The organism is Exiguobacterium sp. s130, assembly GCF_018619055.1.
Lineage (GTDB): Bacteria > Bacillota > Bacilli > Exiguobacteriales > Exiguobacteriaceae > Exiguobacterium_A.
In genome coordinates, this window is sequence record NZ_JACSNI010000002.1 from 92578 (window position 1) to 117218 (window position 24641).

At 45.6% G+C, this 24641-nt stretch carries 31 protein-coding genes; 16 read left to right on the plus strand and 15 right to left on the minus strand.

Annotated elements, in window-relative coordinates; translation table 11 throughout:
- The first annotated feature begins 14 nt into the window (after window positions 1-14).
- On the plus strand, window positions 15-578 hold the full coding sequence (locus HZS85_RS04220) for a GNAT family N-acetyltransferase (RefSeq protein ID WP_214853558.1): 564 nt from the start codon (window positions 15-17) through the stop codon (window positions 576-578).
- A 92-nt stretch (window positions 579-670) separates the two neighbouring features.
- Here the strand turns inward: HZS85_RS04220 and HZS85_RS04225 are convergent, their stop codons facing one another.
- The 6 genes from HZS85_RS04225 to HZS85_RS04250 all read right to left on the minus strand — a co-directional run bounded on the left by HZS85_RS04225 (window position 671) and on the right by HZS85_RS04250 (window position 4821).
- Entirely contained in the window at window positions 671-1186 is a 516-nt protein-coding gene (locus tag HZS85_RS04225) for a DinB family protein (protein WP_214853561.1), read from the minus strand.
- Between the two features lie 76 nt (window positions 1187-1262).
- Window positions 1263-2168 carry a helix-turn-helix transcriptional regulator gene (locus HZS85_RS04230; protein ID WP_214853564.1) on the minus strand — a complete coding sequence of 302 codons (906 nt, stop codon included), beginning with the start codon at window positions 2166-2168 and terminating at the stop codon, window positions 1263-1265.
- A gap of 712 nt (window positions 2169-2880) precedes the next feature.
- Window positions 2881-3084 carry a DUF2164 family protein gene (locus HZS85_RS04235; RefSeq protein ID WP_349679675.1) on the minus strand — a complete coding sequence of 68 codons (204 nt, stop codon included), beginning with the start codon at window positions 3082-3084 and terminating at the stop codon, window positions 2881-2883.
- A 113-nt stretch (window positions 3085-3197) separates the two neighbouring features.
- Window positions 3198-3611, minus strand: a complete 414-nt coding sequence (locus tag HZS85_RS04240; RefSeq protein ID WP_214853567.1) for an SRPBCC family protein — start codon at window positions 3609-3611, stop codon at window positions 3198-3200.
- Window positions 3612-3737: 126 nt separating this feature from the next.
- Window positions 3738-4496, minus strand: coding sequence for a hypothetical protein (locus HZS85_RS04245; RefSeq protein ID WP_214853570.1), 759 nt, complete (start codon window positions 4494-4496; stop codon window positions 3738-3740).
- A 1-nt stretch (window position 4497) separates the two neighbouring features.
- Window positions 4498-4821: a PadR family transcriptional regulator gene (locus tag HZS85_RS04250; RefSeq protein WP_056061231.1), complete on the minus strand. Its 324-nt coding sequence runs from the start codon at window positions 4819-4821 to the stop codon at window positions 4498-4500.
- Window positions 4822-4962: 141 nt separating this feature from the next.
- Here HZS85_RS04250 and HZS85_RS04255 point away from each other — a divergent pair, with 141 nt between their 5' ends.
- From HZS85_RS04255 to HZS85_RS04265, 3 genes are read left to right on the plus strand one after another with little or no spacing between them, the layout of a single operon-like run.
- On the plus strand, window positions 4963-5628 hold the full coding sequence (locus HZS85_RS04255) for a GntR family transcriptional regulator (protein ID WP_214853573.1): 666 nt from the start codon (window positions 4963-4965) through the stop codon (window positions 5626-5628).
- Window positions 5628-6560, plus strand: a complete 933-nt coding sequence (locus HZS85_RS04260) for a DMT family transporter (protein WP_214853575.1) — start codon at window positions 5628-5630, stop codon at window positions 6558-6560. The genes HZS85_RS04255 and HZS85_RS04260 overlap by 1 nt, the downstream gene beginning before the upstream one ends.
- Before the next feature lie 16 nt (window positions 6561-6576).
- A complete protein-coding gene (locus HZS85_RS04265) occupies window positions 6577-7281 on the plus strand; it encodes a DUF554 domain-containing protein (protein WP_035408116.1) in 705 nt (234 codons plus the stop codon).
- A gap of 44 nt (window positions 7282-7325) precedes the next feature.
- Here HZS85_RS04265 and HZS85_RS04270 read toward each other — a convergent pair whose 3' ends face one another.
- Together HZS85_RS04270 and HZS85_RS04275 are read right to left on the minus strand one after the other, a co-directional pair.
- Window positions 7326-7796, minus strand: a complete 471-nt coding sequence (locus HZS85_RS04270; RefSeq protein ID WP_214853578.1) for an NUDIX hydrolase — start codon at window positions 7794-7796, stop codon at window positions 7326-7328.
- Between the two features lie 16 nt (window positions 7797-7812).
- Window positions 7813-8544, minus strand: a complete 732-nt coding sequence (locus HZS85_RS04275) for an arylamine N-acetyltransferase family protein (protein WP_214853580.1) — start codon at window positions 8542-8544, stop codon at window positions 7813-7815.
- 183 nt (window positions 8545-8727) lie between these two features.
- On the opposite strand from HZS85_RS04275, the gene HZS85_RS04280 reads away from it, so the two are divergent.
- Genes HZS85_RS04280 through HZS85_RS04290 form a run of 3 tightly spaced genes read left to right on the plus strand, consistent with a single transcriptional unit; the run spans window position 8728 to window position 11655 of the window.
- Window positions 8728-9648, plus strand: coding sequence for an ABC transporter substrate-binding protein (locus tag HZS85_RS04280; RefSeq protein WP_214853582.1), 921 nt, complete (start codon window positions 8728-8730; stop codon window positions 9646-9648).
- 58 nt (window positions 9649-9706) lie between these two features.
- Window positions 9707-10690 (plus strand): FecCD family ABC transporter permease, encoded by a 984-nt coding sequence (locus tag HZS85_RS04285; RefSeq protein ID WP_414655222.1) that lies wholly within the window; start codon window positions 9707-9709, stop codon window positions 10688-10690.
- Window positions 10687-11655, plus strand: a complete 969-nt coding sequence (locus HZS85_RS04290) for a FecCD family ABC transporter permease (RefSeq protein ID WP_251137837.1) — start codon at window positions 10687-10689, stop codon at window positions 11653-11655. The genes HZS85_RS04285 and HZS85_RS04290 overlap by 4 nt, the downstream gene beginning before the upstream one ends.
- Window positions 11656-11760: 105 nt before the next feature.
- Here the strand turns inward: HZS85_RS04290 and HZS85_RS04295 are convergent, their stop codons facing one another.
- A complete protein-coding gene (locus HZS85_RS04295; protein WP_035408108.1) occupies window positions 11761-12336 on the minus strand; it encodes a hypothetical protein in 576 nt (191 codons plus the stop codon).
- A gap of 75 nt (window positions 12337-12411) precedes the next feature.
- On the opposite strand from HZS85_RS04295, the gene HZS85_RS04300 reads away from it, so the two are divergent.
- Window positions 12412-12744 (plus strand): hypothetical protein, encoded by a 333-nt coding sequence (locus HZS85_RS04300; RefSeq protein ID WP_396208872.1) that lies wholly within the window; start codon window positions 12412-12414, stop codon window positions 12742-12744.
- Between the two features lie 102 nt (window positions 12745-12846).
- On the opposite strand, the gene HZS85_RS04305 is transcribed toward HZS85_RS04300, so the two are convergent.
- Window positions 12847-13107 carry an ATP-binding protein DrrA1-3 family domain-containing protein gene (locus tag HZS85_RS04305; RefSeq protein WP_214853585.1) on the minus strand — a complete coding sequence of 87 codons (261 nt, stop codon included), beginning with the start codon at window positions 13105-13107 and terminating at the stop codon, window positions 12847-12849.
- A 463-nt stretch (window positions 13108-13570) separates the two neighbouring features.
- Between HZS85_RS04305 and HZS85_RS04310 the strand changes: the two genes are divergently transcribed.
- Both HZS85_RS04310 and HZS85_RS04315 read left to right on the plus strand, forming a co-directional pair.
- Complete coding sequence (locus HZS85_RS04310) at window positions 13571-14182, plus strand: hypothetical protein (protein WP_214853587.1); 612 nt, start codon at window positions 13571-13573, stop codon at window positions 14180-14182.
- Between the two features lie 200 nt (window positions 14183-14382).
- Window positions 14383-14610: a hypothetical protein gene (locus HZS85_RS04315; RefSeq protein WP_214853590.1), complete on the plus strand. Its 228-nt coding sequence runs from the start codon at window positions 14383-14385 to the stop codon at window positions 14608-14610.
- A gap of 214 nt (window positions 14611-14824) precedes the next feature.
- On the opposite strand, the gene HZS85_RS04320 is transcribed toward HZS85_RS04315, so the two are convergent.
- On the minus strand, window positions 14825-15031 hold the full coding sequence (locus tag HZS85_RS04320) for a hypothetical protein (RefSeq protein WP_214853594.1): 207 nt from the start codon (window positions 15029-15031) through the stop codon (window positions 14825-14827).
- Between the two features lie 97 nt (window positions 15032-15128).
- Between HZS85_RS04320 and HZS85_RS04325 the strand changes: the two genes are divergently transcribed.
- Complete coding sequence (locus tag HZS85_RS04325) at window positions 15129-15740, plus strand: DUF3885 domain-containing protein (RefSeq protein ID WP_214853596.1); 612 nt, start codon at window positions 15129-15131, stop codon at window positions 15738-15740.
- A 506-nt stretch (window positions 15741-16246) separates the two neighbouring features.
- On the opposite strand, the gene HZS85_RS04330 is transcribed toward HZS85_RS04325, so the two are convergent.
- From HZS85_RS04330 to HZS85_RS04340, 3 genes are read right to left on the minus strand one after another with little or no spacing between them, the layout of a single operon-like run.
- Entirely contained in the window at window positions 16247-16624 is a 378-nt protein-coding gene (locus tag HZS85_RS04330; protein ID WP_214853605.1) for a VOC family protein, read from the minus strand.
- Between the two features lie 17 nt (window positions 16625-16641).
- Entirely contained in the window at window positions 16642-17805 is a 1164-nt protein-coding gene (locus tag HZS85_RS04335; RefSeq protein ID WP_214853608.1) for an MFS transporter, read from the minus strand.
- Complete coding sequence (locus HZS85_RS04340) at window positions 17802-18785, minus strand: ROK family protein (RefSeq protein WP_214853610.1); 984 nt, start codon at window positions 18783-18785, stop codon at window positions 17802-17804. Before HZS85_RS04340 ends, HZS85_RS04335 begins: the two co-directional genes overlap by 4 nt.
- Before the next feature lie 261 nt (window positions 18786-19046).
- Here HZS85_RS04340 and HZS85_RS16860 point away from each other — a divergent pair, with 261 nt between their 5' ends.
- From HZS85_RS16860 to HZS85_RS04360, 4 genes are all read left to right on the plus strand, one after another.
- Window positions 19047-19952 carry a methyl-accepting chemotaxis protein gene (locus HZS85_RS16860; RefSeq protein ID WP_214853612.1) on the plus strand — a complete coding sequence of 302 codons (906 nt, stop codon included), beginning with the start codon at window positions 19047-19049 and terminating at the stop codon, window positions 19950-19952.
- A gap of 119 nt (window positions 19953-20071) precedes the next feature.
- Window positions 20072-20560: a GNAT family N-acetyltransferase gene (locus tag HZS85_RS04350; protein WP_214853615.1), complete on the plus strand. Its 489-nt coding sequence runs from the start codon at window positions 20072-20074 to the stop codon at window positions 20558-20560.
- Between the two features lie 34 nt (window positions 20561-20594).
- Window positions 20595-21173, plus strand: coding sequence for a GNAT family N-acetyltransferase (locus HZS85_RS04355; RefSeq protein ID WP_214853617.1), 579 nt, complete (start codon window positions 20595-20597; stop codon window positions 21171-21173).
- Window positions 21155-21631, plus strand: coding sequence for a GNAT family N-acetyltransferase (locus HZS85_RS04360; RefSeq protein ID WP_214853618.1), 477 nt, complete (start codon window positions 21155-21157; stop codon window positions 21629-21631). The genes HZS85_RS04355 and HZS85_RS04360 overlap by 19 nt, the downstream gene beginning before the upstream one ends.
- A 39-nt stretch (window positions 21632-21670) precedes the next feature.
- Here HZS85_RS04360 and HZS85_RS04365 read toward each other — a convergent pair whose 3' ends face one another.
- Window positions 21671-22723, minus strand: a complete 1053-nt coding sequence (locus tag HZS85_RS04365) for a C45 family autoproteolytic acyltransferase/hydrolase (protein ID WP_214853620.1) — start codon at window positions 22721-22723, stop codon at window positions 21671-21673.
- Between the two features lie 161 nt (window positions 22724-22884).
- Here HZS85_RS04365 and HZS85_RS04370 point away from each other — a divergent pair, with 161 nt between their 5' ends.
- Window positions 22885-24591: a methyl-accepting chemotaxis protein gene (locus HZS85_RS04370; protein ID WP_214853622.1), complete on the plus strand. Its 1707-nt coding sequence runs from the start codon at window positions 22885-22887 to the stop codon at window positions 24589-24591.
- The last annotated feature ends 50 nt before the right edge of the window (window positions 24592-24641 follow it).

The window sequence follows — 24641 nt, forward strand, 5'->3', positions numbered from 1 at the left end:
AAGGGGGAATACAGATGAACTTACCAGATATTTTAGAAACACCACGGCACGTGTTGCGCCGTTGGCAAGACGACGATGCAGCAGCACTTTACGCTTACGCGAAGGATCCGAATGTCGGACCGAAGGCAGGCTGGGCGCCGCATGCGTCGCTTGGCGAAAGCCAGGAAGTGATTGGCATTTTCCAAGCGTCACCTGGTGAATATGCCGTGACCGATAAGGAGACGGGGGCAGTCATCGGGAGCTTCGGATTTCACTTTAATCGTCGGCCGGACGATTCAATCACCCATGACCGTCAAGTCGAGATCGGCTATGTCCTCGCGCCTAACTACTGGGGAGAAGGGCGGATGCCGGAAATCGTTGAAGCAATGATTGATTTCATCTTCAGGGAACTGCCGATCGATGTCGTTTGGTGTGGTCACTTTGATTTTAATGACCAGTCACGCCGTGTCGTTGAGAAACTTGGTTTTACACCTGTTCTTGACCGACCATTCGTATTAGAGCGAATCGACGGACGGACCGTGACGAGCCATGTCTACAACTGGACGCGTGAGCGGTATGAAGCAATACAAGGGAATTGATAAATATATAAAATAAGATGGCGTGCACCGGTGCACGCCATCTTATTTTATATATTGATGTCTAAATAGACATTAAAAACGAATACATTCTGTTATGGCTTAACTTTCATATCTTCATACCAAAAAAGAGAATAATCCATCATCAATGAGGGTTCATTTTGCTGCCTTAACATGGTAGTAATGTTCCCTAGGTGATACGTACCGTGATTGGCTACATGTAAAAGAATTTCTTCAAAAGTCGTTTCCCGTGGACCTGACCAAGGATTATCCACATGTATCGCCATAGTAAGAGTTGATTTCTGATTTATAAATAGTTGATACTTTGATGCTATATTTTTGAATGCTGTTTTGAATTCTTCAATTGTATATGCATCAGTTAATGGTAATTGACTCATCGCATCTTGTAGCGCTTGTTGAAATTCTACTTTTTCTAAAACATGAATCCACATAGTATCAACTGCAAGAATATGACTAAGTGTTTTAGCAATTGTCGGATAAGAGCTTTTCACCTCTTTATTTAATAGATTTTCAGGTAATGCATCCATATGATCTAACATCAACTGCATCGCCCAGTTGTGATATTCATACATCGTTTTTCCGGCATTCATCCAAATCGCTCCTTTAATTGTAGTAAGAACTGTCTAACTACGTTCAATATAAAAAAGGATATATGACATCTGAGTGTCATATATCCTCATATAGATTAACTATTTTTTTGGCTTCATTTCTTAATATGTCTTGTAAGTACAAGGGATGAATAACAACTACACCTGATCTGAAGCTTAATAAAATGTTGATTAACCATTCCGCATGTAAAGGTGAAGGTAACAATAAAGTCATCGTAACACTACCATCTTCTTCAAAAACCATCGATTGATGCTGAAAATAGTTTAAGACTACATGAATGGATTCAGGATGAACTCTTAACGTGATACTTTCCCGTGCGGGTTTCACGACAGCTCTGTCTCCAGGAATGGGATGGTTATCCTGAATAGATGTTGAAAGTCTTTGAAGGTTGAGCATATGTGACACTTTGAATTCGCGGTAATCATTTCTTAAATAACAATAAGCATAAAGGTACCATGTACGAAATTTATATCGTAGAAAAATGGGATCTACTTCTCGAATGGTCTGTTCCTTTTGAGCACTGATGTATTGAAACAGAACTCTTTTTGATTCTTTGATACTCTTTTGAAGATCAATTAAGAAAGTAGGCTCAACGGATTGATCAGCTAAATCAATGTGTAAATGGTTATTTTGTTCTTCTGTCGTAAGAATCGATAGCCGTTCTAGCGTATTTTTTAAATCTTGATCATGTAATTGCGCTGATAAACTTTTCATTAAAGATAGAACATCGACCATAGAAGACGCATTTAAAAAGGTCTTATCCCATTTATAATTCTCAATAATACCGAAACCTCCATTAGTTCCATGATAAGAAGTAACGGGAATTCCAGCTGCACTAATGGTTTCGATATCTCGATAAATCGTTCTCTGAGAGACATTTAATTCACTAGCTAATTGAGCGGCCGAGATCGTAGAGCGATGCAGTAACTTAAATATGATAGTCAGTAATCGTTCGAGTTTCAAAAAATTCTCCTTTGTATTAAGCACGACTATAGTTTGAACCGTCATTCCATACAAATAATTACGTTTAGTATAATTGATTTATTCGTTCTATGGAGAGATTAAAAAGTACTTCGTAATGAATTGAATCAAAATCCAAAGAAAAAAGTATGCATCGCGCATACTTTTTGTGATTTTCCATATCTTATTAGATATGTTTGGATTGTAAATCTAATTCAATATGTAATTTTGACCTATTTCTTTAAGAATTTATTCGGCGATAAGACAGCTACCACTTTGAAGTCGGGAAGCTAACACCAAAAAAATGAAAATTACTTATGAATCATAAAAATGTAAAATCAAGGGTTACGTATGGAAAAGGAAGTATGTTAAAATTCGGTTCAATTCAAATAAAGTCCTTATCTAAATAAGAAGGAGAGTGGGAAAAAATGAATCAGGTTGCAACCATAAGTATGCTAGGAAACGTCTTTATTTTTATAGTCGTTTTATACTTTATTTACAAAATGATTCAATACATTCGACTGAAATGATCCGTCATCCTATAAAATGAACAATGGATGGTTCGATAAAAAAATAATGAGATACATTTTAATGAAACATAGTTGAAAGTGAACGCTAAAGAGTAAAAAAGTATGCGCCGGCGCATACTTTTTTATAGAGCATGACAAGAGATCTCTGCTAAAAATATATTATGGAGATACGGGACGCTTGAGCGTTAACAATTCATCGTCGAGTGACGCGAATGACTTAACACAGCCGCATGAGCGTCTTGAATTCCAATATTATAAAAGTGAATAGCAACTGACTCTTTGATGAAATCAAAAACACGTTCTGCGGCGAACTTAGATGGCACTTCTAAGAAAAAATCTTGAATAAACTGGATAATTTGTTGTTGTTCTTTACTAAATCGATTGAACATAACGACACTCCCTTTATTTTTGATGATCTCTGAATGATCTAAAAAAATTACAAGAGAATGTATTTTAAAATCACAGTCTATATTTTGTCGTAAAAAAATGTACATGCCTTCCTTTAAAATGTTGCTTTTAATTTCTGAAGCATCCCATCCCAACCTTGGTCCATAAAGTTACGGACACGACCTTGTGGCTGATTTGCTTTCGGCACAAGGTCATCAGCGTTTTTCCATCCGCTGTGTGTCACAGTGAAAAGGGTAAGGTCGTTCAATGGAGTTAGGGAGAAGGTTACGATCCATCCATCTTCATCCCAACTAAACGATAATTCTCTTTCTGGTTGTACGTTTAAGACCGTGCAAGGAGACGGACCAAAAGGAGATTGAATATGAAACACACATCCCGTTTGTGCGACAAGGTCATTTGGCATAAACCATTTAGATAAAGAGCGAGCCGTCGAGACATTCGCCCATACCTGTTCAATGGACTTGTTGATCTTAATGGAATGTTGAATATCTTTCACACATTGATTCATCGTTTACAACCACCTATTCTTTTTTAATATATTTTATTCTAATTCTATCCTCAATTTTTTCTTAATGATATACAAAAATGATCTTAGCGCTGAGGTCATTTTAAGTATCAGAACCAAATCGTTGCTTCAGTGCTTTGAGACGTTTGACTGATCTTGCTTAGATTTTCGAAGAAAGATAACTGCAATCGTAATCGAGGTCAAAACATAACTCACGAGGACGGCGGTAATCTCTGACAAATTAAATACAAACAAAAGCAGCAGTTGAGGCACGAAAAAGATGGACACTGCAATCGGTAAAATCCATGTCTTCGTCTTCCATGCCGTGACGAGAATCCAGAGAATCAATAGGGCACCAACCATCCAGCTGACGCTTGGGGATAACGTGATCTTTTGTGAATCGACAAGTCCGTTGACGATCAATAGTCCGATGATTAACAGAAAATGAATACTACCATGAATGCCGTAACGCATGATACGAGGGCGCGCTCCATCACGTAAAGCATCTTGACGGAAGAGAAACGCCAGGGTGGTCAGGTAAACGGCACTAATCAACAGGAAACCGCCAACTAGCAAGATACTGAACGTCGTTGTACCATTCAAGAGGTTTTGAAGATAGAGAAAACTGGATGCGCAGAGAAAAACTTGCAAGACGATCCAAAACGCTTCTTTTGGATCAAATGCCATCTCTTTAGAAATCGATTGGATGTAATCGGCGGGACTATCACCCGTGATCGCGCGAACGGATTTTCCGTCTGCTTCCGCTTCGATCAGGTGATCTTCGAGTTCGTTGACAATCTCGTTCGTCGCCAATTCATTTTTACCCGAAGCAAGTAGGTATACCTTTAAGTCTTCCAAAAATCGTGTTGATTCCGTCGATAGGGTCATCTCATTCATCCTCCTTTAAAATGCTTTCGACACTCGTTGAAAGGTGATGCCATCTTTGTTTGAAAGCGGCGAGTTCTTCAACACCGCTCGTCGTGATCGAATAATACTTTCGTTTTGGACCGGACGGGGAGACGCGAGAGGTTGCTTCGATCCAGTCCAGTTTTTGCATCCGAATCAATAGAGGATAGATCGTTCCCTCACTGATGTCGGCGAAACCGTACGCTTTCAGTTTCGTCGCCAGTTCATAGCCATAAATCTCTTCTTCCGCAATCAGTGCGAGTAAGCAACCGTCGAGAATTCCTTTTAACATTTGCGTCGATGACATCCGCATCTTCCTTTCGCTACTTGGTATTACAAGGTAATGATACGTTATGCTATTTTGTATTGCAAGGTAGTGAGTAAAATAAATCCAATGAATTTTAGGATGGTGCTTTCACGATGAATTGATATGTAATATATTACTTGTATGAAACCTACAAATGATTTAGCCATTGCACGACTTCCTTTAAGTGAGGAAGTGTATCGACGCTTGCAACACCACATCATCACCTTACGTCTTGCCCCAGGAGAGAAGGTAAACGATCAAGCACTCGCGGAAGCGTTCGGTGTCAGTCGGACACCGGTCCGCGAAGCCTTGAAACGACTCGAAGAGGAGGGATTGATTTTAGCAAAACGGGGCTCACGGACGATCGTGACGGAACTCGATGCTGAACAGGCACAGCAAACTTATCCAATCATTGCGACACTGCATGGGTTAGCGGCGCGTTTAGCAGGACCAATGCTGACGGATGACGATCTAACAAGTCTGAGGTCAATTCATCAACAATTCACGACGGCAATTGATCAGCAGGATACAGAGGCGGCACTAGCACTTGACGATGCCTTTCACGATGTCTTCGTGCAGCGCAGTCAAAACGATCAACTACGCGAGACGATCCGTCGGTTGACCCCGTTGATCCGCCGGCTCGAATATGCTCAGTTTGATCGTCTCGGACGCCAGTCGATTGCCGATCATGCAACGATTTTAGATGCATGTCAACAACAGGATGTCGAGCAGCTCGTCCAGGCGACGGAGCATAACTGGAACGGACTCGGGCGTCTACTCGTCTCGACATTAAAGGAGGAGAGCTGATGCGACCAATCATTTATGGAATTTTAGCGGCAATGTTTTTTGCGGTCACCTTCATCTTGAATCAATCGATGCAAGGGGCAGGCGGTCACTGGATTTATAGTGCATCGCTCCGCTTTTTCCTGATGTTGCCTTTCTTTGTCGTCATCGTCATGATGCGACGGGGGATTGAGCGCGTCTTCCAGGCGCTTCGAGCCGATATCGGCTTTTGGTTACTTTATGGAACGATCGGCTTCGGACTGTTCTACGGCAGCATCTGTCTCGCTGCCGATCATGCCCCGGGCTGGCTGATTGCCGGAACGTGGCAGTTGACGATTTTAGCCGGACCGCTCCTTGCCCCCTTGTTCAACCAACGGATCCCGTGGTCAGCACTGAAGTATTCCGTCCTGATCGTCCTCGGTGTCGTCGTCATGCAACTATCGGTCGCGGGAAGCCTATCGCTACAGTCGCTGTTGTTCGGTGCCTTGCCGGTCCTCGTCGCGGCAATTGCCTATCCACTCGGGAACCGGAAGATGATGGAACGCTATGGGAACGAGCTCGATGTGTTTGAACGGATCCTCGGAATGACACTTGCCAGTCTACCGTTTTGGATCGTTCTTTCTGTGATTGCCTACATACAGGTCGGCTTACCGAGTGTCAATCAAGTGACCCAGTCCGGATTCGTCGCGTTGTTCTCCGGCGTCATCGCAACGTCACTTTTCTTCTACGCGACGTCGCTCGTTCGGACAGATCCGATCCGGTTAGCAGCGATCGAAGCAACGCAATCGTTCGAGATCGTCTTTACTGTTCTCGGAGAGATTCTTTTCCTCCACGCGGCACTACCAACGGGACTCGCAACACTCGGGATCATCCTCGTCATGCTCGGGATGACGTTGCATAGTTTGAATCAGGCAGAGCGAACCGTCGTTCGTTCCGCTAAACGAAAAATCAATTGAGAAAGTAGGCTGTCAGATGGTTTTAACAGGTACACTCGTCAATACCGTCCTGATCATCATCGGGACGTTGCTTGGATTAATGTTCCACCGGATTCCGGAACGCATGAAGGAGACCGTTCTGCAGGCGATTGGACTTGCTGTCGTCGTGCTCGGAATGCAGATGGGGATGAAAAGCACGAACTTCTTGATCGTCATCGGTAGTCTTGTTCTCGGTGGTGCAATCGGCGAGTGGTTCCGGCTCGATGAGAAGCTCGACCGGATGGGAGCGTGGCTCGAACGTAAGATCAGTCGGGGTCGTCCGTCGAACATCGCGGAAGGATTCGTGACAGCGACGTTAATTTTCGTCATTGGCGCGATGGGTGTGTTAGGAGCCCTCGACGGTGGACTACGTCAGGATCACGACGTCCTTTATACAAAAGGATTGATTGACGGTTTTACGGCACTCGTCCTTAGTTCAACGCTCGGGATCGGTGTCATGTTCTCAGCGATTCCCGTCTTTCTCTATCAAGGGGCGATTGCATTAAGTGCCGTTGCGATCACGAAATTCATTCCCGACGCCGCACTGCAGGAATTTATACTTGAGATGACAGCGACTGGTGGGGTGATGATTGCGGCAATCGGTCTTAATCTCGCTGGCATCACGAAGATTCGTGTTGCGAACTTGTTACCGGGTATCGTCATCGTCGCAGTTATCGTCACCGGTCTCCATCTGTTCTCATGAAAAATCCCCACTTATCCGAAAGCGGACGAGTGGGGATTTTCTGTTTATGTCTCGATCAATTCGTGTGTCTCGTAAGCAGTGATTGTATGTCCATCGTAATAAAAGTCATGCAACAACGGTTGATCCGTTGACAAAGCGACCGGTAAGTAATGCCGGAGATTGCTGATGATTCCCATGTTTTCATCGTTTAAGATCCAGTCGAGCGATTTCCAATCAAGGATGCCTTCGATCGTCATGACCGGTGTCGGAAACGGGCGGTCTTCTAGTTCAGCAAGATAGAGATACATGCCAGACGTTTCTTCCCCGTGTAAGCGAACGATGCCTTTTGGTGTCACCGAATCTAACGGGATGCCGGTCTCTTCGAACGTCTCGCGGATGACAGCAACTTCCGGTGTCTCGCCCGGTTCAATCTTGCCGCCGACACCGTTCCACATGCCCATCGCTGGTCGTTTTTGGCGGTTGACGAGTAAAAAACTATCCGCGTGGCGAATTAAACAAAGCGTATATCGATCCATGTTCATTACTCCTGTCCTAAAAGTGAGTCTGATACAGCATCTCGAATTGAGCGGGACCTGCGACCGGCAATTCGGTCGTCGTCGTGTCTTCGATTCGTAACGTCCGCTCGGTCAACGTCTTTTGACCGCTTGGAGTCCGCATTGCGATGAGACGACCTTTGTTGAACGGTGAAGCTTCGCTTTGCTGGATGATCTGTTCCATCTTCGATAAGTCACCCTTTGTAATTGCCTTCTCACGGTCGAACTTGTAGCCAGTCACGAACTCGGCTTGTCCTGTCCGCTGCATTTCGAGAACATCACCTTTGCCAATCCGGTAACTACCGCTAGCGGAATGAACCGTCTCCCCACTCAAGGGAACCGGAACGAGCGGTAAATTGACACCGAAGCCGGTATCAAGTAGGTGTGTCTCATTCCAAATGATTGCAACGTGTGTCGGTCCCGTCGCTGACCAGGCTGCTGATTTCTGATCATAGACGGTCGCTTGTACGAGGCGAACGGGGCAATTCAGTTCTTGTAGGACACGATGCAGCAGTCCGTTCAAGTCATAACAGACACCACCACGTCGCTCCGTCAGAAACGTTTCGATGAAGCGCTCGTCGTTAAACGGACGGATTCGTTTCTCGAGCACAGTCGTATTCTCAAACGGTAACTGGTAGGCAAAGGCTTCGAGTAAGCGAGGTAACTGATCAAACGTGATCGTCTCAAGCGGAAATCCGAGCCGTTGTTCCAAGTCTTTCATCCAATCCATCTGTAATCCCTCCTTTATATACTACCTGATTATCCCATATTGCTTCAGAAAATGTGAATTCGAGCATATATTATCTGAAAATAAGGATAACCCTTTTGTTCGATGGGAATCTTTGATATGCTGAGACAGGATTAATTAAGAATGATTCTCAATGTCGAATCACGAACTAAAGGAGGTCTCATCATGAGACGGAAAACTTGGATGACAGCGTTGACGCTCCTCGTGTTGAGCAGTTTGATGCTTGCGGCCTGTTCAGGTCAAGCAGAACAAACAAACGAAAAGACGCGGACGATTACGCATGAGGCAGGAAAAACGAAAGTGCCGGAGCACCCGAAGAAGGTCGTCGCACTTGAATACTCATTCGTTGATGCGTTAGACGAACTTGGGATTACACCAGTCGGAATCGCACAAGAAAATAAGACCGATGTCTCCGGATTACTCGGAAAAGACATCGCGTTCACGGAAGTCGGTACACGTCAACAACCGAATCTTGAAGTGATCAGTTCCTTGCAGCCGGATTTAATCATCGGCGACTTCAACCGTCATAAAGGAATCTACAAGCAACTGCAAAAAATCGCACCGACGATCATCTTGAAGAGTCGGAATGCGACGTACGAAGAGAACATCGAATCGTTCAAGACGATTGCGGAAGCAGTCGGGAAAACTAAACAGATGGATGACCGACTTGCCCTGCATGAAGAACGATTGAATGTAGCGAAGAAAAAGGTGGATCCAAACGACGATCGAAAAGTGATGGTTGGTGTCTTCCGCGCCGATTCACTGACGGCACACGGTGAGACGTCGTTTGATGGTGAATTACTCGAGAAGATCGGTATCGAGAACGCTGTTACGAAAACAGCGGAACCGACCGTTACGATTACGTTAGAGCAGATGGTCAAATGGGATCCGGACGTCATCTTCATGGCGGAAGCCGATCCAAAGCTGTTGAAGGAGTGGAAAAACAACCCGCTCTGGAAACAGATCACAGCGGTTAAGAACAAAGACGTTTATGAAGTCAATCGTGACCTCTGGACACGCTATCGAGGACTTGACGCTGCAGAACAGATCGTTGACGAAGCGATTCAATTGTTACAACAGAAATAATGAACGACAAAAGCCGGAGCAATCTGGCTTTTCGTTTTGATGAAAGGGGAAACATCCGGTGCAGCGGAAACGTCTGATTTTTGTACTCCTATTACTCGGTTGCTTGGCGGTTTATAGTAGCCTGTTCTTTGGCATCACACAGATGAATCCGATTCACTTAGTCCAAGAGTGGATCAGTGGCACGACATCAAAAGCAGGGCTCGTCCTGACGAATCTGCGCTTACCGCGGCTCTTACTCGGATTGTTGCTCGGAGCGAATCTTGCCGTTGCAGGGGCAATCATGCAAGCCGTGACACGAAATCCGCTCGCTTCACCGCAAGTCTTTGGTGTCAATGCCGGTGCGTCATTTCTCGTCGTCTTAAGCCTGCTCGTCTTTCCGTCGCTCGGAACGGCAAATTTGATCTACTTCGCCTTTGCCGGTGCCTTAGTCGGTGGCGTGCTTGTCTTTTCGTTTGCCTCCGTTCGCGGGATGACAGCATTAAAACTTGCCCTCGTCGGGATGGCGATTCATCTCTTGTTGACGTCGCTGACGAAAGGCTTGATTCTCTTTAACGACCGGATCACGAACGTCTTGTACTGGTTGTCCGGTTCGCTCAGTGACGCAAGCTGGCTTGAACTACGGATCGTCTTACCGTGGTCACTTGCCGGTTTGCTTCTTGCGGCGAGTCTCGCGAAATCACTCGCTGTCTTCCAACTGGGACAAGACGTCGCGGTCGGTCTCGGTCAAAAAGTGACGCGAATTCGTTTGCTTGCTGGGATCAGCGTCGTCTTACTCGCAGGGGTGACGGTTGCAGTCGCCGGAGCGATCGGTTTCATTGGATTAATGGTTCCGCACATCACGCGGCGCCTCGTCGGGGAAGATTACCGGATCGTTCTGCCGGTCACTGCCGTCATCGGTGGACTTCTGCTGACGTATGCCGATGTCCTCGCGCGGTTCATCGCCTATCCGTATGAGTCACCGGTCGGCATCGTGACGTCATTGCTCGGTGCACCATTCTTCCTTGTTCTGGCACGTCGTCAGATGAAAGGGGGATTACGATGAAAGACATGCGTCGGATTTTGATTGTTACGGTGCTCGTGTTCTTCGCGAGTTTTGCCTTACTGTCGGTCGGCTCGATTCAGTTATCGTTATCGGATCTATGGCAGTCGTTCTTTGGTGGAAAGGATGCCTTCATCGTTCAAAATTATCGTCTGCCGCGAACTGTCCTTGCTTTCTTAGCAGGTGCGAGTTTCTCACTTGCCGGAGTCATCTTACAAAGTGTCATCCGTAATCCATTGATTTCGCCTGATGTGATCGGTGTGACGAATGGTGCGTCACTGTTCGCCGTCTTAACGATTGCCCTCGTGCCGGATGGTCCGCTCTTGTTAACACCAATCGCTGCTTTCATCGGAGCAGCACTCGTCATGATCGCCTTAATGATGCTTGAGCGGGGTGGGAATGTCTCCCGTAGTTCGTTTGCGTTGCTTGGTATCGCGGTCAGCGCGATTTGTGCTTCAGGGACGGAATACTTGTTGATCAAGTTTCCACTTCAGACAAACGATTCACTCGTCTGGCTCGCTGGGAGTCTGTTCGGGAAAGGGTGGCAGGAAGTGATGATCTTAGCGCCCGTGCTCGTCGTAATCGGCGCGATTCTTTTCTATCAACATCGTCAACTCGATGTCTTATCACTCAGTGAAGAAGTCAGTATCGGTCTCGGATTACCAATTCAGCGGACGCGGCACATCTTCTTGGCGCTCGCGGTCATTCTAGCTGGTGTTGCCGTCGCGACGGTCGGTGCGATTGGTTTCATCGGACTGATTGCGCCACATATGGCACGGCGTCTCGTTGGTCATAAGCATCTTGCTGTGTTGCCGATGGCGCTGTTGCTCGGTGGCGGGTTACTCGTCGTCGCGGATGCACTCGGTCGAGGGATACATCCACCACTTGAAGTACCAGCCGGATTGATCACAGCGATCATCGGTGTTCCGTATTTCCTGTATCTTTTACGGAGAGAACGGACGGCATGATGTTCGATCTACCAAAATGGAGTCCTAGCGATTACGCGAAGGACTCCATTTTTATGAAAGGAAAGAAGTACGCACTTGACGAATCATGGCGACATCTTTCTATATTTATTTGGCTTCAAGTTGGTTTGATTTTTCTACTTCCTCTTTATACTTTTCTAAAAATTCATCAACTGAAACGTTATTAGCGTTTGGATTCGATTCAATGGTTAATTTACTCGAAGAAACCGATGTGCTTTGATCGTCTACATGTGATGGAATTTCAAGTACCAATTGATCACCTAAACCCGTTTCAAGACCACTTTTTCCGAAGTTAAAAGTTCGTGTGACATACGCTTCAGCATAATTTTTTTGATTCTCTGAATAGACTTTGACATCAGAAATGTTGTATTTGAATGAATTCAGCTGAATTTTATCGACTTCCGTAGTGGATAGAAAAATCAATACAGCCTCGTCCCCTTCAGATAACTTTGAAAGGTTAGTATGCGCTAACGGAGTATTGTTCAAGAAATCTGCTTTTTGTTGCTCAAGCACTGTAGTGAAAAAATTGAAGGCTTGTTCCTCTGTGATGCTACTCTTAGATTTTTCTTGTGCAACATTAGAATCGGCAATCGCATTACTCCATAAGAAACCAGCATATAGGATGACACCTAAAGTGAGGGATGAAAAAATAGTTTTTTTCACGATCGCGACCTCTTTCTATTGTTTGATTCATGTTATTATATAACAAAAAAAACCAAAAAAGGAAAGGGTATAAAAATGAGTAAATCGAATTTTAAGAAAAAAAGGAAAAAGAAAGTATTGGCACTATTTTTAGGAGTCATAGCCCTCATTGTATTACTCATGCCTTTACTATCACCTATTCTGTTTACGGATGCTACGCCTAGAGGTGCTCTTAGACACGAACTATACAAACAAGGCTATTACTATCAAAATTACTTTGCGATCATTACGGAACAAGATCCTGTTGCAGAACGGTACCATATGTTTTGGTATGATTGGAAAAGTGAAACGGGAGGAACACCTTTTATCTGTTATTCGAAGAAGGTCAACGCGGAAAAATATGCTGTATCCTGCGGTACGGGTCCTTAATTGATATCATAAACAATTTGATCAGGCTAGCAGTGCATCGTATTTAATCGGTGTCAGGTAGCCTGATTTTTCTTTACTTCATTGTCCGTCATAGAGATGTCTTTATGCAGAGCGGATTTCTGAACTTAGATTCAAGAAGATTTCTTCCAAGGATACTTCCTCGACTTCGAGTCGATACACGTTAACCTGTTGCGAGACGAGGTAGCTATTGATATTAGCAATATCGTGTTCACATTGGACGTTGACGTCTTTCGCAAGTGTCGACAACTTGGTCTGCAGATGTTGTCGTGTATCATTGTCGAGCGGTGCATGTTTTACATGAACGGTGATGTTCTTCTCATGGTGTTCCCGCAACTCATCCATCGTGCCTTGCGTCTGAATTGATTTATTTGCATATTGCTTATTAAAGTGTCCAAAATATTTTCTTAGTCTCGATATAGTTCCTTTAAGAGACAACTTGACTTTTGAAAGAGATCGTTATTTTTCAATTTACTACTTTCGTCATTTTAAGGTCATGATTTCTAATACATTACATGAATATACGTTAATTAATATAAAACGACTCCAATTCATACGGTGATATTCTTCCACCCTTTTATTAATAAAAGGAGCAAATGACTTTAAACTCCTCATCACAGAATCTGTGAATAGATAAGGGTCATAGATGATTACATCACGCTGAATTCATAAATCTCAATTCGAAAATAACTATAAAATTGAAGTGTGAGTAAGAATAGAAAAACAGACAGTGAAAGTATAGGAAAAGAACAAATAACATGATAATTTAAGAATATATTACATAATCTAAAAAAAGTGAGTGGAAAAAATGAAGCGTAAAACGCTGACGTTCTTAACAGCACTGAGTGTTACCTTAACCAGCTCCTTTATGTACGAGGCATTTGCAGAGGGAAAACAAAAGGCACTGACTCCACAACAAAAAAACCAATATTATCAGCAGTATGCGGTTATTCTTCGTACTATTAATTTGCATCAACCAGATACAGATTTAAAACTCGTCGACAAAAAATCCTTTAAGGCAAATGATTGGGTGACGCCGAACCGTTTTCGAAAGATAGCGAAAGATCGAGTCAAAGTAGAGTTCGCATCGACGTTCGATTTCTCAAAGAAAGAATCCACATCTAAATCAAAAACGATTCATGCGAAGGGGACATCATTTGCCATTTCGATCACTGGTACATTTGATACCACACTTCGTGAGGAGGCAGGAAGGCAAGTCTTTAAAACTGTTACGTCTATGACGTCAACCGCTTCATCGAGTAAGGGGACATGGAGACAGCTTGGCTATACCGCTACTTTGATGGATGGCGGAAGAACATACGATGTGACAGTCGGTGGAGAATTCATTCAACATGGTATTTCTTCCACACATAACATTCCTCTGGAGTTTTATTGTAGTGCAGAAGGTGTGATCAATTAGTTCAAAGTAGCAGGGGAAGAGACATTGATATGTATCCTATTAAGCAGTAAAAAAGAAGCTTACATGATGTGTAAGTGTCTTTTTTATTGCTTTTGTACGTGGAGAAGGAGATTCAATCGACTTGTGATTTCGACATTTTTTCACAAAAATCATACGTATGATATACTGATTTATTTAAAATTGTAAAAGAGGTGAATGACATGGATGATAAAACACAAAAAATCTTACGTATGTGGCTGAGTATTCCTAGATGGATGCGTACTTCCGTTCCGGTACTCCTATCATTACTTATTGTGCTCGATGCCATTTTTAAAGGAGTAGAGATGCTGATTCATCCTATTTCACTCTCGATCTCACTCTTGGATTTACTGATTTGTTTCATTCCTTCTCTTGTATTAACTGTAGTGATTATTAAAAATACGAAGTAATCGACAGAACACTCATATGTATAAAGGAGATGAGACGATGGATCCGCGTAAGAAAAAAGTATATTTTGTTGGGTACATTCTCTTTTTAATCGTGTTATTGATAGATTATTTGTTCGTCCCGAATACAGAATTTTATTCTGTCTTGTGGGTTCTGCTTGGTCTTTTCTTGATATTTAACATTTTTCTGTTCTTTTTTAAACGACGAATTGTAATATTAAGTGCAACACCTAGCTGAAAACACAGTGACATCATCTAAGGCAATCAACGTCACAGGATACGACTCATCTGATTTTTTGTCCAAAAAGGCTTTTATTTGTTCATAGGGTGTCGTTCCTTTTTTCTTTTGAACGAATTCGGTATGAATCATTGTGGCAACTACATCTAATTGTTCAGGATGATTCGATAATGTATCAATGATCATCTTTTCATCCTCCTTTCTACAATTGTTATATCGATCCGTCCTGCAACAGTTATTTAAAACAATACATCTGTCCTCATCAGAATAAAGGAGTTTTAAAATGAACTTAGAACAATACTTGCAACAACATTTTGGGAAGGTGAACTTATTTGATCGTTCCTTTGTCAAGAAGGATTTAGTATTCCACGTAGATTTAGTGAAGGATCTTTATCAGCTAAAGGATAATTTAGATGAAATCAATGAAGAATACTTCAAACAGGTATACAAAAAATCAAACGAACTGTTTGAAGATGTATTCCGAGAAGAGGAGTCCCTTTATTTAATTGTGCATGTGAGAAGTGAGCGCGGTAAGTATCAACAGTCAGCGACGAAAGTGTTTCGTCAGTTAAGACGTAGAACAGATAAATACAACATAAAGTTTGTAGAGAAAGTGATGGATGAGGAAGAGCAAGTGATCGAATATGCCGTGTTATTACCGAACAAAAACGCATTAGATTACAAGCGTTTAATCAAAGCGATTTGCCATCAGGATTTCCCACCGCTGCAACCAAGATTTCGTCAAACATATACATACTATCCGGAAGTCTTTTTCGTGAACGTAGATCGAAAAATCGTCATGAATATCTATGATGATCGCGGTTGTTTCCTACTGTTCGGTGATTCAGCAACGTATGACGTGTTCAAGAAGAAATATCGTAATGATATCAGCTAATCGAATGTAATCGCTTCTAGAAATACTTAAGCTAGTGCCAAGAAGCCGATCACTGAAAAAATAAAAAGCACCAATAGAGAAGTGAGTAATGTTAACGCAAGGATTTTCCCCGTATTTCTTAGACTTATGATGGCGCACACTAGCGCAAGCGCTAGTCCAGCTAACATATAGTTCGTTCCCCAAAAGCCATTGAAAGGCAAGAACTTGAACGTTATAAAAGTAAAGACTACGATGCCGATCGAGATCCATCCTAGATGTTTTCGCATAAACTGCCTCCTCTTAAAATGAATACGTATAGTCATAATTTGGTTCTTTTTTAGCATATCATTACAAATGTTTACAGTGAAAGAGTTTTGTAATCGTCGCCTAAAGATAGTCTGAATGAAATGCGTGTCATACACCTACTCGTCACGAGATATACCAACAAGCAGCAAACGATGGAACAGCTATCAATCGACAAACAATCCCTCACTCTAATCAGAATGAGGGATTGTTTCGTTTCAAAATTAGACCATCAACTCGATCACATTACCTTCCGGGTCTGCGATCGTACTTTCATAATACCCGTCACCCGTCGTCCGAGGACCGTCAAGATGTTGTATACCTTCATCCTGTAACCGAGCTGTCCAGTCATCGACTGCTTGTTTACTGCCGAGCGAAAAGGCGAGGTGGGCATAACCGAGCGCATTCATCGTCCGTTCCGTGATATCCGTCCGTTGCATCAATTCAAGACGCGCACCACTCGAGAACGTCAGGAAATATGACGTGAACCCTTTCATCGGATTATGATATCGCTCGCCTGTCGTAGCATCAAAATGTGTTTCGTAGAATTGACGCTTCCCGTCCAGGTCTGCCACAAAGAGGGCGATATGTTCAATCTTCATCTCCATTCCTCCTTTTTTCAAGACGCTTTTGCCAATCGCTGTCTGAATAACATCCGGTTCAATCCTTCCGTAGCGATCAGCATCAAGAAGATGAGACTGATCGTGAACCAATGGAACAACGATAAGGAGTAGGACGTCGCCAGCCATCCGAACAATGGCGGCATGAAGGTACTACCGGTATAGGCGAATGCCATTTGTACCCCCATCAGCCGTTGCGCCGCGGCCTCCCCGAAGCGAACCGGCGTCTCATGGAGCATTGCCGGATAAATCGGTGCGAGACCAAGCCCGACAAGTACGAAACCAAGCGGCATCCAGGCAGCAGGTGCGAGGATGAAACAGGTGGCTCCGACGAATGCCGTCCATTGACCGACACGAATCAAACGACGATTCGACCAGCGCAGCGATAGAAAACCACTGATGAAGCGCCCCGCGGTGATACTTCCGTAGTAGACGGAAATCCACGTCGCTGCTGATGTTACGGAAAAGGACCGGACTTGGACAAGATAACTGCTGCCCCACAGCCCGACGACCGCTTCGGCTCCACAATAAAAGCAGAAGGCAGCGAGAGCGGCAATAAATCCGCGTGGTTTTCCTGACGACGTACTCACGGTCTGAACCTGTTGAGACACATGTTTCGGAGCCCGCTTCCAGAGTGGTAAACTGACGATCAAGACAATCATCAAGACGAGTTGCAATGCGCCGACGACAAGGTAACCAAAACGCCAGCCGGAATCGAGCAATACACCAGCCATGATGAGCGGACCAGCCGTCGCACCGATGCCCCAGAAGCAATGGAGCCAGTTCATATGATGCGCTTGATAATGCGTGGCGACGAAATGATTCAACGCCGCGTCGACGACTCCAGCGCCCAGTCCAAGCGGAATCGCAAGGACGAAGAGCCAAATCAAGGACGGAGCAACGTAAAAACCAATCAATGCCAGAGCCGTCAAACCGGCAGAAGCTGCCGTGATCGGACCTGTTGAATAACGTTCGATCAGTCGACCGCTAAACAGACTCGAGACGATCGTTCCGGCAGCGATCGTCATGAAGAGCCAACCTGCCATGTCGAGCGGGGCGTCGAGATCGAGCCGCATCACAGGCCACGCCGTACCGAGTAACGCATCTGGAAGACCAAGACTGATAAAAGCGAGATAAATCAAAGATAATAGTAGACGGGTCATCGGGCGAGACCTCCTAACGGAATTTGTTCAATGAATGACTGGATGCTGAGTTGCATCAAACCATCTAAATAATCGGTTTCCCAGTCGCCTTTTCGCAACTGAGGTAATTTGCTGAGCGGAAAGCGCTTGGCGCATCGATCCGTCAATCGAGCTAACCCGTCATCCGAGACATCTGACGCTGCGAACAAGATAACATCCGGATTTAAGGTGGCGCTAAACGAGAGGATGATTCGACTTAACGCCTCATACCAGTCGTCAGAGTGTGGTGTAGTCGTCGCGAGGGCTTGTCCGACATTTCGCTTGTCGTCAAACGGGATGAACGAGATCTCTCCAGCGAAGTGATGCGCTCCGTGGACGACATGACCTGAAACGGCGACACCGGCTCCCGGTCCGTTCGTTCCGAGATACATATAGACGGTCGTCTCGTTATCAGAAGCTTGCGCACGGACCGCGGCGTTCATATCATTTTTGACGATGACGGGTCGCCCGAACCGTTCAGTCAGTTCTTGTTGTAAGGGGCGACCGTCTAGCGTCGGATAATCCGGGGCGAATAGGATCGTGCCGGTCGTATCAACGGCACCGGCGACACCAATCGCAAGCGTCTGAATACGTGGATGATCGTTAAGTAATGCTGTCAGCGTGCTCAATAAAACAGATACATGATCCGTCGAATCGAAGTTCAGGCGATCAGTTGCGATCACATGTCCACCGACGTCGTGGATGCGATACTGCAGATACGTCCGTTCGAGATAAAGAGCGAGTCCGTGAAAGTGATTCACGCGATAGCGATACCGTTTTGCCGGACGACCACCGCGAACCAATTCAAGTGGTGTCTCTTCAATTTCCCGAGCAGTGATCATCTGATCAATCTGTTTGCTCGCAGTCGGAAAACTGACGTCTAGGACGTTCCGAATCACCGGAATCGTATCGAGATGGTCGATCAAAAAAGCGTGACGCGTACGAGAGAGGACTTCAGTCAAAGGATAAACCTCCAATTTGGATTACTTATTAAAATATTTTAATAAGTTTTGATTTAAGTATAGCAGGGCGGGAAATATAGACAACAAATAAGAGGAAAGAAATAAATCCACTGAAAATCATGTTTCATTCTTACTCTCTCTGGATAATAATAAAAGAAGTGAAAAAAATTTTAGTCATATATCTTTAATTCATACTATTCCGATTTGTAATATATTGGATAGCCTGTAACGGGAGGTAGATGGCGAGAGGAGCTTGTAATCATGACCACCCAACTTTCAACCGACCTAGGATCCCAAGATATTTTAGCCTCCCTGCGAGATAATGTCGCAATGATTCGATTCGACCGACAACGTCGTGTCGTCGACGTCAATGGTTTATTCGCTAAGACGATGAAATATAAACGAGAAGAGATGATCGGGATGCAACACCATCTCTTTTGCACAACCGAATTTGCAATGAGTGACAGTTACCAGGCATTTTGGCAGAAGCTTTACAGTGGTTTCAGTACCGCAGATAAAATTGAACGAATCGATGCGCATGGTCAGTCGATTTGGCTAGAAGCTACCTATATGCCGATTTACGATGGAACGGAAGTGACAGGTGTCTTGAAGATCGCTTCTGATATTACTGATCGTCAGCAGACGATTCAAAAGTTTGCGACTTCGTTTGATATGATTGCTAGTGATTTGAATACGCGGTCGACGCATGGCGAGCGAGAAAGCGAAGCGTTACGGCGAACGATCGAACAGATGGCCGAGACGACCCGCGATAATCATCTGACGATTGAACGACTGCAGCGCCAAGCGCAAGACATCACCCAAGTGACCGAGACGATCAAAACGATCGCCTCACAGACGAATCTCTTGTCACTCAATGCATCGATCGAGGCAGCGCGAGCCGGTGAACACGGAAAAGGATTTAACGTCGTTGCGACGGAAGTCCGAAATCTCTCGAAACTCGTTGAACAAGCTGTCGTCGATGTCCGCCAGACGACGCAACGCATGAACGATGAACTGCAGCGGATTGCCCGTGCGATGACGCAAGCAACGAATGATGCACAAGCAAGCGTCACCGTCGTCGCAGAAACAGTCGATCGTTTCCATGACGTGCAGAGTGCGGCATCCACGTTGACGGAGACGGCGCGGGACTTTACACAAGTGATATAACGTTATAGATGATACACGGCATTCCGGTCGACTGGAATGCCGTTTTATTTTTGAAAGTCCACCCGTTCTTTGGAATAATATGTTAATATACTACAAAACGAAAAGGGAGCGATTTTCTAATGAACATTCGAACCGCCCGCCCTGACGATTTTCAGGCGTTGATTCCGCTATTCCAACAAATTCATGAGCAGCATGTAGCTTTACGCCCTGATCACTACCGTCCGCACGAGATGCCGGTTTCGGAAGACTTATTTTTGTCGCAACTCGACCGATCAGATTTCGAAATCCTCGTCGCGGAATACAAAGGACTTGCCGGTGTGATCGTCTTAAAGGAAGATATCATCGAAGGGAGCGGCTTCGTCTTTGATAAACATTACTTACGGGTCATCAGTCTCGTCGTTGCGGATACGCATCAGAAGCAAGGAGTAGGCAAGCGATTGATGCAAGCCGCTTACGCGCATGCGGAAACAATTGGTTGCGACCGGATCGAACTCGGCGTCGATGACGCCAATCAAGAAGCGATCGCCTTTTACGAGGCACTCGGAATGTCTGTCCGCTCAAGACGGATGGAATGGAACGTGACGTCTAGCAGGGAAACGACGTCGTGACGTCAAACAACAGTTACTAGAAAGGAGAGAGGTCATGTTCAGGTTACAAGTGTCCGATCACGTATCGCTTCAATTGTTCGAACGGCACCATGCGGAGACATTATTCGCCCTTGTCGATGCCAATCGCGCACATCTTCGCGAATGGCTCGGTTGGGTTGATGGTACAACAGAGACAAGTACATATCAGGAAGTAGTCATCCCAGCATGGTTGCAACAGTTTGCCGATGGTAACGGGTTTACGTGTGGCATCTATCTTCAGGAGGAACTCGTCGGAACGATCGGTTTGCATGCAATCGATCGGCACCTCGGACAAACGTCGATCGGCTATTACTTAGGAGAAAAGGGACTCGGAAAAGGTATCATGACGGACGTCGTCCGGTTCGTCACGAACTATTGTTTCGAGACGCTCGGCTTGAACCGCGTCGTCATCGAGTGTGCGACGGGAAACGTCCGGAGCAGACGAATCCCGGAACGACTCGGATTCACGGAAGAAGGCGTCTTACGGGACGCTGAGAAATTGTACGGGACTTATCACGACCTCCAGGTCTATGCGATGTTACGACGGGACTGGACGAAAACGCAGGAGGTAGCAGCATGCGCATCGAGCCAATGAAACAAGCGACCTATGAGGTGTATCTACCCGTGGCAATCGAGGGGTATGCGGCAGAGAAGTGTCGCGCCGGTACGTGGTCAGAGAACGAGGCGCATGATAAGTCGACAGAAGAGTTCGCGAAGTTGTTGCCTGAAGGTCTGAAAACGAAGAATCATTATTTGTTTACGTTTCGTGACGAGACAGACAGCGACATCGGAATGGTCTGGGTTCACGTAAAAGAAGAATCACGCGGACGTTCCGCTTTCATCTTCGATGTCAAGATTACGTCCGATAAACAAAACCAAGGGTACGGCAAAGAAGCACTCCGATTACTGGAAGTGATGTTAAAACGAATGAACGTCAAAAAGATTTCGTTACACGTCTTCGCGCATAACGAACGGGCGATTCATGTGTATAACTCGCTCGGGTATGAGAAAACGGATTATTATATGTCGAAACGACTAGATGATTCCGAGTAAAAAGATGCCTCTTGCGCAAGCAGGAGACATCTTTTTCGTTTAACGCCATGTCTGAAGTGTATTCGCGAACTGGATGTTCGTCTCAAGTTCTCCTGTGATTTCACTTGCTGTGAAGTCATTGCCGGCGAGCCAGTCAGCAAAGTCGAACGTGACCGGTTCTTGATCACCACCGAGCGCGAACCATACCTTTAACTCTTCCGGGAAGTAGGCAGACGTATGGATCGTTCCTGCCCACTGCGCATATAAATCAGCGAAGACGCCTTTATCGGTATCATTCAGGAGTCGAAAAGCAGACTCTGCATCTTGAATCATATGTTGATGAGTCTTCAGCTCCATCATTCGACGTTTCGAGTCATCGAGATGATAGCGGTTCTCGTGTTGTAGCAAATCAAAATGGTTCGTACATAGATTCGATTCCCGCACTTGGACGTCTCGCGCCGTCGCCTCGATCACGAACGAACGCGCGGATTTATCGTGGACGACGTACGTGAACGATCCGCGATGTGGAATCTCTTTGACGAGTGAGATCGCATCGTCGACCGACGTACACATCTCGAGGATGATCCGTCCGATCATGAAGCTGACGAATCCATCTCCCGGCCGCCGACGATTGATGAAGTTATAACCCATCGCAAGACCATGTTCGTTCATCCCGTCCATTCGACCGGTCACCCGAGATGCCGGACCGATGATCGCTGAACCGCCATCGTTCGGTTGAAAGACGGAAAATCGTCCGTCATATGTCATCGGATGATAGTCATAGTTTCGAACGAGGAAGTTATCACCGGTCATGATTGAACAACCGCTTTTCGGTCCTTCGACCCGGTAATGTCCGAAATGGAGTAATGTGTCTGGCAATGATAGTTTGAGTTCGTCTTGCAGTCCGAGCAACTCGTCCCAAATATGCGGGGCATACCGAAGAAACATCTCCTTTGTCTCGACCGGATCGACTTGAAAACGGGGGACACGGATTTTCCAGTTGTCCTCGCGGTTATGGAGTAACTGATTTCGTTTAACGTAACGCCCTTGTTCGCGACCGAAGTCATAGTGACTGCCGCGGAATTGTGTGATTTCATTGGCTACACGTTGCATAGGACTCACCCTTTCTTCAACTGCTGTACGCTGATTATATCGAATGGATGACCGAAAGTCGTATAGAAGGACTTTATTGGAGCACATCAAAATATGGGAATATTGAAAAAACAGTCAACTTTTTCAATCCTGAACCGATAACAAAAGCGGGAGGGGATGGAATGAAACACATGTCAGTCAGACGGAAGATACAAGCTTTGATCGCAACAGCCGTCGTTGCGATGCTACTAATTGCGGGAGCAGGACTCTATTTCTTGAATCAGATGTCCAGCGCTTCCCGAGCGATGTATCAGGAGAACTTGATTCCGATCCAAGAAGTAGCACAGATTCGGATCGATACACGGGCTCTTGATTCCTTTTTAGTCGAGATGATTCTAACGAAGAATGAGGAACGCATCACAGAACTTCAAGCTGATATCGATACACGTCAGGCTCAGATTCGGTCGTCGGTCACGAAGATTGAAAAAACGGGGCAATTCGATGCGCGAGAAAAGAAACAACTCGAGGAGTTGAAGGATAATGTCCTCGCTTACGACAACTCGATGACGCTCGTTCAAGATGCGGCGACGCGCAACGAGACAGAGGAAGCCTACACGGCGTATTCCGATGGTCTGGAACAAGTTCGTGATAACGTCGCAAACTCAGCAAAGTCATTGATGGCTTCGATGACGAAACAAGCGAAGACGCTTGACGCCCAGAACCAAGCGAAAAAAGAGACCGCCTTTTACATAATGCTCGGTATCTTTTTACTCACGGTCCTCTTGTTTGCAGGACTTGCCATATACATCACACGTCTCATCACGCGTCCAATTCGTCAACTGCAAGGCTGGATGGATCAATCAGGTAAGGGTGACTTGACCGTCCGAGGTCATTACGATTCGAAAGACGAACTCGGTCAATTGACGACATCGTTCAATGAAATGATCGCCTCACAACAACAAGTCGTCCTTGAACTGACGGGAACGGCAGACCGCGTCGCTGTTGCGTCGGATGAACTGAGCGTCAATGCGGAATCAACGACGAAAGCGACGGAGATGGTCGCTGTGACGATGGAAGAGATGGCAAGCGGCGCAAGTCAACAGCTGCATCAAGTGTCCGATGCTTCACGGACGATCGAAGAATTGACGACGTCCGTCCGTTACGTCGCCGGTAATGCGCAACAGATGACGCAACGGACGACAGAGGCGATGGAAAAAGTTGCCCACGGTGGAAAGGTCGTCGGTACACTTGGGACACAGATGGGACGCATTCAAGAAGACGTCTCGCAACTCAGCCAAGTCATCGATGGTCTAGGCAACCGATCACAGGAAATTGGTCAAATCACGGATTCGATTAAAGGTGTTGCGGCGCAGACGAATCTCCTCGCGTTAAACGCCGCAATCGAGGCGGCACGCGCCGGCGAACAAGGACGCGGATTTGCCGTCGTTGCAGCGGAAGTCAAGACGCTTGCTGAACAATCGGCGGTCTCGGCAAAACAAATCGAGTCGTTGATTCGGATCATTCAGCAAGAGACGGAGGCGTCGGTCGCCTCGATGGAGAAAGTCTCAACCGAGATGACGAGCGGGATTGCCGTCGTCGATCAGGCAGGGACATCCTTCTCGGAAATCGAGACAGCGATCACCGACGTGACAGGGCACGTCGAAGATGTGTCCGGCGCAGTTCAGGAAATGGCGGCAGCGAGTGAACAGATCGCTTCTGTCATGCGGACGATTCAAGCGGTGACGGAAGGAACCGCTGCTGGGACACAAAACATCTCCGCTTCGACCGAGGAGCAGATGGCGTCTATGGAAGAAATTTCGTCTGCATCGCAATCGCTCGCGACGATGGCGGATGATTTAAAACAAGTCACAGGCAGATTCAGCGTGTAAGATATTGCACTACGACCATGAGGGGTAACCGTCATGGTCGTTTTTTTATT